Source organism: Microcoleus sp. (assembly GCF_049646505.1).
GTDB lineage: Bacteria > Cyanobacteriota > Cyanobacteriia > Cyanobacteriales > Microcoleaceae > Microcoleus.
This window is the reverse complement of record NZ_JBARVX010000356.1, coordinates 1-3,122: the sequence shown is the minus strand read 5'-3', so window position 1 is coordinate 3,122 and position 3,122 is coordinate 1. Positions and strand designations below refer to the sequence as shown.

5 protein-coding genes are annotated in these 3,122 nt (G+C 45.2%); 1 reads left to right on the top strand and 4 read right to left on the bottom strand.

The features are described from left to right. Positions 1–229 precede the first annotated feature (229 nt). Entirely contained in the window at positions 230–910 is a 681-nt protein-coding gene (locus tag WBA89_RS18285) for a Uma2 family endonuclease (protein WP_424408635.1), read from the bottom strand. A 99-nt stretch (positions 911–1,009) separates the two neighbouring features. Continuing rightward, a complete protein-coding gene (aat, locus tag WBA89_RS18280) occupies positions 1,010–1,588 on the bottom strand; it encodes a leucyl/phenylalanyl-tRNA--protein transferase (protein ID WP_424408634.1) in 579 nt (192 codons plus the stop codon). Positions 1,589–1,652: 64 nt separating this feature from the next. Here aat and WBA89_RS18275 point away from each other — a divergent pair, with 64 nt between their 5' ends. Next, on the top strand, positions 1,653–1,982 hold the full coding sequence (locus tag WBA89_RS18275; RefSeq protein WP_424408633.1) for a hypothetical protein: 330 nt from the start codon (positions 1,653–1,655) through the stop codon (positions 1,980–1,982). Positions 1,983–2,250: 268 nt separating this feature from the next. Here the strand turns inward: WBA89_RS18275 and rpsN are convergent, their stop codons facing one another. Both rpsN and WBA89_RS18265 read right to left on the bottom strand, forming a co-directional pair. Further along, positions 2,251–2,553 (bottom strand): 30S ribosomal protein S14, encoded by a 303-nt coding sequence (gene rpsN / locus WBA89_RS18270; RefSeq protein WP_106146514.1) that lies wholly within the window; start codon positions 2,551–2,553, stop codon positions 2,251–2,253. Positions 2,554–2,699: 146 nt separating this feature from the next. Beyond that, the coding region (locus WBA89_RS18265; protein WP_424408632.1) for an endonuclease III domain-containing protein at positions 2,700–3,122 on the bottom strand (423 nt) is incomplete at its 5' end.

Genomic DNA, 3,122 nt, shown 5'->3' with positions numbered 1-3,122 from the left:
GTAATATCAAATCCGGTAGCATCGGAATTATAAAATCGAGTCAGATCAAATCCACGCTTCATAGTTCTGTATTCATCTCTCTCTTGTCTTCCTCTGTGTTCTCTGCGCCCTCTGCGGTTAAATCATTCCGATGCTACCGGAAACGATATAAATCCTAAAAGAATAAATAACCGCAATCCGCAGCAACCCGATTTCTTTAAAAAACCGGGTTTCTACTCGTTGTTTGGGCTTAGATGCTATCTGGGTCGATGTTCAATTCGCGGAGTTTGGCGGCTAAACGTTCGGCTTTTTGAGCTTGTTGTTCGGCACGCTGCGAGGCTTCTTCGGCACGCTCTCGCTCTAGTAGTCGCTCTGCATTCATTTCAGCAGGGGAAAGAAACTTTTCTCCATCAGGTTTATAAATTTCTAACCCTGATTCTGGCAACTCAAACCGCACTCCCAGTCTCGGACTTATCCATCCCTCCATCGGTTCAATTGGTTCTAAGCTTCCTTCAATTCTTTGCCAACCTTCTAACTCATTGATTTCGGGATCGTAAAGGTAATATTCCTCAACTCCATAGCGATTGTAGAATGAAAGTTTTTTGTGCATTTTTGTGTTGCTGTCGTTGTGGGAGCGAATCTCAAAGACGACTTGGGGAGGGATATTATCTTCGCGAGATTGTATGTAAGAACTGCGATCGCCTTTTGGTCTACCAAATATTACCATCGTATCTGGTGCTTGAGAAATGTCATTTCTTCTCTCAACCGGATACCAGAGTAAATCTGCGGCGACAAACACGTTGGGATCGTCTTGAAACAGCGACTCGCAACCTTCTTTGATGGTGACAATTAATTTGTATTGAATTGTACTTTCTGCCATTGGTTGACCGTCGCTGGATGGATAAATGATTTCTTCTGTTGTGACTTGCATTGTGGTTGCCTCCAAGAAGTATCTATGTTTGATTATACTATTTTTTAAGTAGGTATATCGGGTGAAAATGCGGTAGTGCTATTTGCCAAATGAGAATATTTACAAGAGCGAGCAGCGGCGTTTTAAAGCGGCTTGCAAAAGAGTATTGTACTGTTTTTCTTTGACAGTATATGCTCCGAATCTTTCCAAGTGGGGGTTGTTCATTTGAGCGTCAAAAAGTAGATAAGATCGATCGCGCAATCTCTCCACCAACTTTACCATCGCCACCTTAGAACCCTCGGAAATTCGGTAAAACATCGATTCCCCAATAAACGCACCGCCGATCGACAATCCCAGAATACCGCCCGCCAATTCGTCGCCGCACCAAGTCTCGAAGCTGTAAGCCCAACCGGCCTCATACAAACGCCAGTAAATCTGCTTGAGTTCCTTAGAAATCCAAGTAGTTTCGCGATCGGCACAACCCTCAACCACCGCCCCAAAATCGCGATTTACAGCCACCGAAAACCGATTTTGATTGAGTTGGCGGCGCAGCGATGCGGGATAGGTAAATCTATCATCCAGCGGAATCAGCGCCCGCTGGCGGCTCGAATACCACCCCAAACTCTCCTCCCCGTCATTTGCCATCAAGAAGTAGCCTTGCGCGTATCCCTGTATAATTGACGGTATATCATATTGCATATATTTATCAGTTGTCTTTTGTCCGCTAACTTTTCAAAGTCAACATTAGCAATTAGGAATAATTATGTCTGAAACTATCGAACCTATTACCTTACCGCCCGCCAAAAACCCCGAACAAGAAGGTCAATGGCTCCAACAAACGCTGCTCGCATGGCTAGACTCCGAGTTTATCCCAGAACCAGACAACCAGCAAATAGCTAAAAGAGCTGCCCAAATCTATGTCCGCCAGCGCATGGAAGGCGAAAACGACGTGGGCAGCCTCGTAATTGCGATCGTCACCGAAATGCAGGCCTATGATTTTTCTAAAAGCTTTTACGGCGAATTTGCGATCGCCAATGCCGTCAGCGACTTATTACTCGAAAGTCTCGGCATCGATAAATGCTGCGGCCAGTGAAGCAAGAAGGTTCGGCAACGGATTTTGTAACGGATGTAACGGATGTCAGTCAGAAAGAAGAAGGAACAAGGAAGAAGGAAGAAGGAAGAAGGAAGAAAGTCTGAAACAAAAATTAACCCTAAAATATAATCTTGCCGATTATTCATAAGTTTTTCTTCATTCCTTCTTATTTCTTCCCTCTCTCGCGACGATAACTAAACCCTTCTTTCTTCTATCCATTAAATCCGTTACGAAATACGAAATCCGTTGCCGAACTTCCTTCTTTCTGCTACCAGCTAGACTTCACAACACCGGGCAAAAGACCTTCGTGAGCCATTTCTCGCATCACGTTGCGAGACAGTCCGAAGTCGCGATAGTAACCTCTGGGCCGTCCTGTTGCCCAGCAGCGGTTCCGCAAGCGAGTCCGCGAACTGCTGCGGGGTAGCTGTTGCAGTTCCCGGTGAATCGCCATTTTGTCCATCTGATTCGCAGCTTGGTCGAACTGGTCTTTCAGGTCGGCGCGCTTGTCAGCGTACTTGTCTACGAGTGCTTGGCGCTTTTTCTCGCGCTGGATCATGCTCTTTTTAGCCATAACTCAGTTTATATCCTTAGATAAATCACGATCAACTATTTTACTATATTTTGGTCACTTCGGATCGCTTTTATTTAAATTACTTTTTTTATTGACCGTATTTTTAACCGCAGGCATCTTGCTTGTTCCTGAAAATAGTGCAACATCTAACTATTAGCAGAAGGGCACAAATCTGCAAGTTCGCAAATATTGCAAATCGGCTTTCTGGCATTACAAACTGCCCGACCGTGATAAACTAACCGAATCGACCAATTTTCCCAATCCGGCTGCGGCAACAATAGCATCAAATCCCGCTCGATCCGATTCGGATCGGTATGTTCGGTCAATCCCAATCGTTGACTCAAACGCTTGACGTGGGTGTCTACTGTCACGCCCAGATGAATACCAAAAGCGTGAGCGAGAACGACATTAGCTGTTTTGCGTGCAACTCCGGGCAATTCTAGCAGCAGTTCCATTTGCTGCGGCACTTGATTGTTGAATTTGTTGACGATCGCCCAACAAGCAGCTTTAATATTTTTAGACTTATTTCGGTAAAAACCAGTCGATCGCACCAGACGCTCCAATTCATC